Origin of the sequence: Streptomyces muensis (assembly GCF_021474425.1) — a bacterium.
GTDB lineage: Bacteria > Actinomycetota > Actinomycetes > Streptomycetales > Streptomycetaceae > Streptomyces > Streptomyces muensis.
On record NZ_JAKEIP010000394.1, the window covers coordinates 1 to 5,535 of the forward strand.

General features: G+C 71.2%; 5 protein-coding genes. All 5 read left to right on the plus strand.

Going from position 1 to position 5,535, the window contains the following annotated elements; genetic code table 11:
• The first annotated feature begins 153 nt into the window (after positions 1 to 153).
• Positions 154 to 1,239 carry a LacI family DNA-binding transcriptional regulator gene (locus tag L0P92_RS41605; protein ID WP_234768332.1) on the plus strand — a complete coding sequence of 362 codons (1,086 nt, stop codon included), beginning with the start codon at positions 154 to 156 and terminating at the stop codon, positions 1,237 to 1,239.
• Positions 1,240 to 1,338: 99 nt separating this feature from the next.
• A complete protein-coding gene (locus L0P92_RS41610; protein ID WP_234768333.1) occupies positions 1,339 to 2,685 on the plus strand; it encodes a glycoside hydrolase family 10 protein in 1,347 nt (448 codons plus the stop codon).
• An 85-nt stretch (positions 2,686 to 2,770) separates the two neighbouring features.
• Positions 2,771 to 3,832 carry an LCP family protein gene (locus tag L0P92_RS41615; protein WP_234768334.1) on the plus strand — a complete coding sequence of 354 codons (1,062 nt, stop codon included), beginning with the start codon at positions 2,771 to 2,773 and terminating at the stop codon, positions 3,830 to 3,832.
• Positions 3,833 to 3,943: 111 nt separating this feature from the next.
• On the plus strand, positions 3,944 to 4,300 hold the full coding sequence (locus L0P92_RS41620; protein ID WP_234768335.1) for a YciI family protein: 357 nt from the start codon (positions 3,944 to 3,946) through the stop codon (positions 4,298 to 4,300).
• 47 nt (positions 4,301 to 4,347) lie between these two features.
• Positions 4,348 to 5,535: RNA polymerase sigma factor (locus L0P92_RS41625; RefSeq protein ID WP_234768336.1), on the plus strand; the 1,188-nt coding region annotated here is incomplete at its 3' end.

Here is a 5,535-nt window from a genome sequence, read left to right on the forward strand (position 1 = left end):
GGGCGGGGTCGCGCCAGGGGGCGGTGGTCATGAAACTCCTGTCGGGGCGATGGCCCACTCGCGAATGTTTCGTTGTTCACCTCGAATGTTCCGGGAACCTAGGCGCGGTGAGAAGGGTTCGTCAAGAGGTCGCGCAGGGATACGATCGCCGCCATGACACCCTCGGAGCCCGCCGAAACCCGGACGACAACGCGTGAAACCCGGACGACACCCCCGTCCTCCGGCCGGTCCACGCAGACCGCGACACTCGCCGAGATCGCCCGCGAGGCCGGCGTCTCCGCGCCGACTGTTTCGAAGGTCCTCAACGGACGTGCCGATGTCGCCCCGGCCACCCGCAGCCGCGTCGAGGAGCTGCTGCGCGCCCACGGCTACCGCCGACGGCGGGCCGAGGCCAGCCGCTCCCCCCTCATCGACCTGGTCTTCCACGAGCTGGAGAGCGCCTGGGCGATGGAGGTCATCCGGGGCGTGGAGAACGTCGCCCGGGACGCCGGGCTCAGTGTGGTGCTGAGCGAGAGCGCGGGGCGGCTCACGCCCGGCCGCACCTGGGCCGACCAGGTCGCCGCCCGCCGCCCGCACGGCGTGATCCTCGTGCTGTCCGGCCTCGACGAGTCCCAGCGCGCCCTGCTGACCAGCCGGTCGATCCCGTTCGTGGTGATGGACCCGGCGGGCGACCCGGGCGCCGACGTGCCGTCCATCGGGGCCACCAACTGGCAGGGCGGACTGGCCGCCACCCGGCACCTGGTCGACCTCGGGCACCGCAGGATCGGCGCGATCACCGGGCCGTCCCGGATGATGTGCAGCCGCGCCCGCATCGACGGCTACCGCGCCGCCCTGGAGACGGCCGGCCTCCCGGTCGACCCCGGCCTGATCCGGCCCGGCGACTTCCACCACGAGACCGGCTACCGGCAGGGCCTGGAACTGCTGCGCCGCCCGGACCGGCCGACCGCCGTCTTCGCCGGGAACGACCTTCAGGCGCTCGGTCTGTACGAGGCCGCGCGCGAGCTGGGGCTGCGGATCCCGGAGGACCTCAGCGTGGTCGGCTTCGACGATCTGCCGATCGCGCGCTGGGTGGGGCCGCCGCTGACGACCGTACGGCAGCCACTGACGGAGATGGCGGAGGCCGCGGCGAAGCTGGTCCTCGACCTGGCGCGGGAGGAGGGGACTCCGGCGGCGACACGGGTGGAGCTGGCGACCAGCCTGGTGGTGCGCAGCAGTACGGGGGCGCCGCCGGCGGTTTAGCGGGAGAGGCCTGTTGCTGTATTGACGGGTGTTGCGGGCCGCTTCACACTGCACCGAAGCCAGTCGGTTGTTCGACCGAAACTTTCGGAGGCACCCGCAATGAGATCTCTGAGAACCGGCTTATCCCTGGCGGCACTCGTCACCTGCCTGGCGACGCTGTTCACGGCGCCCGCGGCGCACGCCGCCGAGACACCGCTGCGCGACCTCGCCGCCGCGAAGGGCAAGGTGATGGGCACGGCTGTCACCGGCTCCAAGCTCACCGGCACCTACGGCGACATCGCGGGCCGCGAGTTCAACGCGCTGACCCCAGGCAACGCCATGAAATGGGGCTCGGTCGAGCCCACGCGCGGCTCCTTCGACTGGGCCGAGGCCGACCGGATCGTCGACTTCGCCGAGGCGCACGGGCAGCAGGTGCGCGGCCACACCCTGGTCTGGCACAACCAGAACCCGAGCTGGCTGACGAACGGCAGCTGGACCCCGGCCCAGCTGAGTCAGCTGATGAACGACCACATCGCGCTCGAAGTCGGCCGCTACAAGGGCCGGCTGGCCACCTGGGACGTGGTCAACGAGCCGTTCGACGAGGACGGCACCTACCGCCAGACCCTCTGGTACAACGGCCTCGGCGCCGACTACATCGCCCAGGCCCTGACCGCCGCCCGCGCCGCCGACCCGAGCGCCAAGCTGTACATCAACGACTACAACGTCGAGGGCGTCAACGCGAAGAGCACCGCGCTGTACAACCTGGTCAGGTCCCTCAAGGAGCGTGGCGTACCGATCGACGGCGTCGGCCTCCAGGCCCACCTGATCCTCGGCCAGGTGCCGTCCACCATGCGGCAGAACATCCAGCGGTTCGCCGATCTCGGTGTCGACGTGGCGATCACCGAGCTGGACATCCGTATGCAACTGCCCTCGGACAGCGCCAAGCTGACGCAGCAGGCCGCCGACTACAAGGCGGTCATGAACGCCTGCCTCGCGGTGTCCCGGTGCGTCGGCGTCACGGTGTGGGGCTTCACCGACTCCGACTCCTGGATCCCGGACACCTTCCCCGGGCAGGGCGCGGCGACGCCGTACGACGAGAACTACGCGCCGAAACCGGCCTACCACGCCATCGCCGAGTCGCTGGGCGGCGGCACGACGACCCCGCCGCCCACGGACGCGTGCACGGCGGCCTACAGCGTCACCAGCCAGTGGAACACCGGCTTCACCGGGCAGGTCCGGATCGCCTGCTCGGGGGCGGCGCTGTCGTCCTGGGAGGCGAGCTGGACCTTCGGTGCGGGCCAGCGGCTCACCCAGGCCTGGAACGCGAGTTGTACGCAGTCGGGGGCGACGGTCACCTGTTCCAACGCCCCGTACAACGGGACGGTTCCCGACGGCGGTTCGGTCACCTTCGGCTTCAACGGGTCGTGGAGCGGGGGCAATCCGGTGCCGGTGGTGACGCTGGGCTGATCCAGGGCGGGGAAGTCTGAGAATTTCCGAAGAAAACCGACCCTGGCATCCCTGCCCGTAACAATTCGGACGTACGTTCCTGCCTGTGACGGGACTTGGGGCGAACGGGCGGGACGCGAACGGGGACGACGGCAGACACGTGGGCCGGCGGTCAAGGGTGCTGAAGACCGTCGGCCTCGTCCTCACGGGCACCCTGCTGCTGGGCGCGGGCGCGGCCGGCTGGGCGTACTGGCACCTGAACGACAACATCAAGAGCGTCGACATCAACAGCGCCCTCGGCGACAACCGCCCACCCCGGGCGATGACGACCCCGTCCCCCTCGGCGTCCCCCCTGCCCACCGGCTCCCTGAGCATCCTGGTCCTGGGCTCGGACTCGCGGACCGGTGCCGAGAACCAGGAGCTCGGCGGCGGCAGCGGCGACAGCGGTGCCCGCTCGGACACGGCGATGGTGGTCCACGTCGACGCCGGCCGCACGGCCGCGACGGTCGTCAGCATCCCGCGCGACACCCTGGTCACCCGCCCCTCCTGCCCGCTGCCCTCGGGCGGCACGACGCGGGAGGCGTACAACACCATGTTCAACAGCGCGTACGCCGTCGGCGGCCCCGTCTGCGCGGTGAAGACGGTCGAGTCGCTCACCGGCATCCGCATGGACCACTACCTGGAGATCGACTTCTCGGGCTTCGCGAAGCTGGTGGACGCGCTGGGCGGCGTCACGGTCACCACGGACGAGGACATCGACGACGAGGACAGCCACCTCACCCTCGCGGCGGGCACCCACCACCTGGACGGCGAACAGGCCCTCGCCCTGGCTCGCACCCGGCACGGCATAGGCGACGGCAGCGACCTGGGCCGCATAGGCCTCCAGCAGAACCTGGTGAAGGCCCTCCTGGACCAGATCTCCACCACCTCCCTCCTCACCGACCCCGCCGGGCTCTACCGCGCCGCCGACGCCGTGACGGCCGGCCTCACCACCGACACCGGCCTGGACTCCCTGAACGAACTGATGAGCCTCGGCCAGAGCCTGCGGGGCCTGACCTCGGACACGGTGCGCACGGTGACGATGCCGGTGGCGCCGGCGCCGTCGGACCGCAACCGGGTGGTGGCGCAGGAGCCGGAGGCGGGGGAGCTGTGGGAGTCGTTGCGGTGAGAGAAAAAGATCTTCGAAGAAAACCCGGGCGGTGTGTCGATTCGGGGGTCTCTCGTTCGACGCAGGGGTGAGAGGCCGGGAAGGACCCGGTCGCCGAACCCAGGAGTCACCATGCCGCGCTACCTCTCCCTCGTCCGGATCGACGAGTCCACCGCGCCCGCCGAGGGCCCGAGCCCCGAGATGATGCAGCGCATGGGGGAGCTGCTGGAGGAGATCACCAAGGCCGGCGTGATGCTGGACACCGCCGGGCTCACCCCCACGGCGCAGGGCACCCGCGTGCACTGGGACGGTGCGAACGTCTCCGTCACCGACGGACCCTTCACCGAGTCCAAGGAGGTCATCGGCGGTTACGCCATCACGCAGTGCAAGGACAAGGCCGAGGCGCTGGAGTGGGCCTCGCGCTTCGTGAAGGTCCACGGCCCGGAATGGCAGGTCACCTGCGAGGTCCGGGAAATCGCCGAGGGCTGATCCGCCCTCCTTGGATCCCGTGCCGTTCGGGTGTTGCATGGTGGGCTGTGACCCCGCAGCCCACCGCAGACCCGTACGGCACCATCGAGACCGTCTTCCGGATCGAGTCACCCCGCGTCATCGCCGCCGTCGCCCGCACCGTCCGCGACATCGGCATCGCCGAGGAACTCGCGCAGGACGCGCTGGTCGCCGCGCTGGAGCAGTGGCCGCGCGACGGCGTCCCCGACAACCCCGGCGCCTGGCTCATGGCAGCGGCCAGACACCGCGCCGTCGACCTGATCCGCAGGCGCGAGAACTACGCCCGCAAGCTCGCGGAGATCGGCCGCGACCTGGAGACCACGGCACCGCCCGAGGAGCCGTCCGACCCCGACGACATCGACGACGACCTGCTCCGCCTGGTCTTCACCACCTGCCACCCGGTGCTGTCGCCGGAGGCCCGCATCGCCCTCACCCTGCGCCTCCTCGGCGGCCTGACCACCCCGGAGATCGCCCGCGCGTTCCTGGTCCCGGAACCGACCGTGGCCCAGCGCATCGTCCGCGCCAAACGCACGCTCGCCACCAAGAACGTCGCCTTCGAGGTCCCGTACGGCCCCGACCGCGAGGCCCGTCTCGGCTCGGTCCTCGACGTCATCTACCTGATCTTCAACGAGGGCTACGCCGCCACGGCCGGCGACGACTGGCTGCGCCCGGCCCTGTGCGAGGACGCCCTTCGGCTGGCCCGCGTGCTGTCCGGGCTCATGCCGAAGGAGCCGGAGGCGCACGCCCTGACGTCCCTGCTGGAGTTCCAGGCGTCCCGCACGGCGGCCCGCACCGGCCCCTCCGGCGAGCCGATCCTGCTCAAGGACCAGAACCGCGGCCGCTGGAACCGCATGCTCATCGCCCGCGGCATCACGGCCCTGGCCCGCGCGGACGCCACGGCCACCGGAGCGCCCGGCCCGTACGCCCTCCAGGCCGCCATCGCCGCCTGCCACGCGCACGCGTACACGTACGAGGACACCGACTGGAAGACCATCGCCACCCTGTACGGCCTGCTCGCCGCCCGGTCCCCCTCCCCGGTCGTCGAGCTGAACCGCGCGGTCGCCGTCTCGATGTCCGAGGGCCCGGAACCGGCGCTGCGCCTCGTCGACGCCCTCGCCACGGAAGGCGCGCTGCGGGATTACCACTTGTTGCCGAGCGTGCGGGGGGATCTGTTGTTGCGGCTCGGGCGTACGGCGGAGGCGCGGGGGGAGTTCGCG

What these genes read in the sequence shown, in the direction of transcription:
- L0P92_RS41605 (WP_234768332.1), top strand. Translation starts at nt 154, where the DNA reads ATGACACCCTCGGAGCCCGCCGAAACCCGGACGACAACGCGTGAAACC.
- L0P92_RS41610 (WP_234768333.1), top strand. Translation starts at nt 1,339, where the DNA reads ATGAGATCTCTGAGAACCGGCTTATCCCTGGCGGCACTCGTCACCTGC.
- L0P92_RS41620 (WP_234768335.1), top strand. Translation starts at nt 3,944, where the DNA reads ATGCCGCGCTACCTCTCCCTCGTCCGGATCGACGAGTCCACCGCGCCC.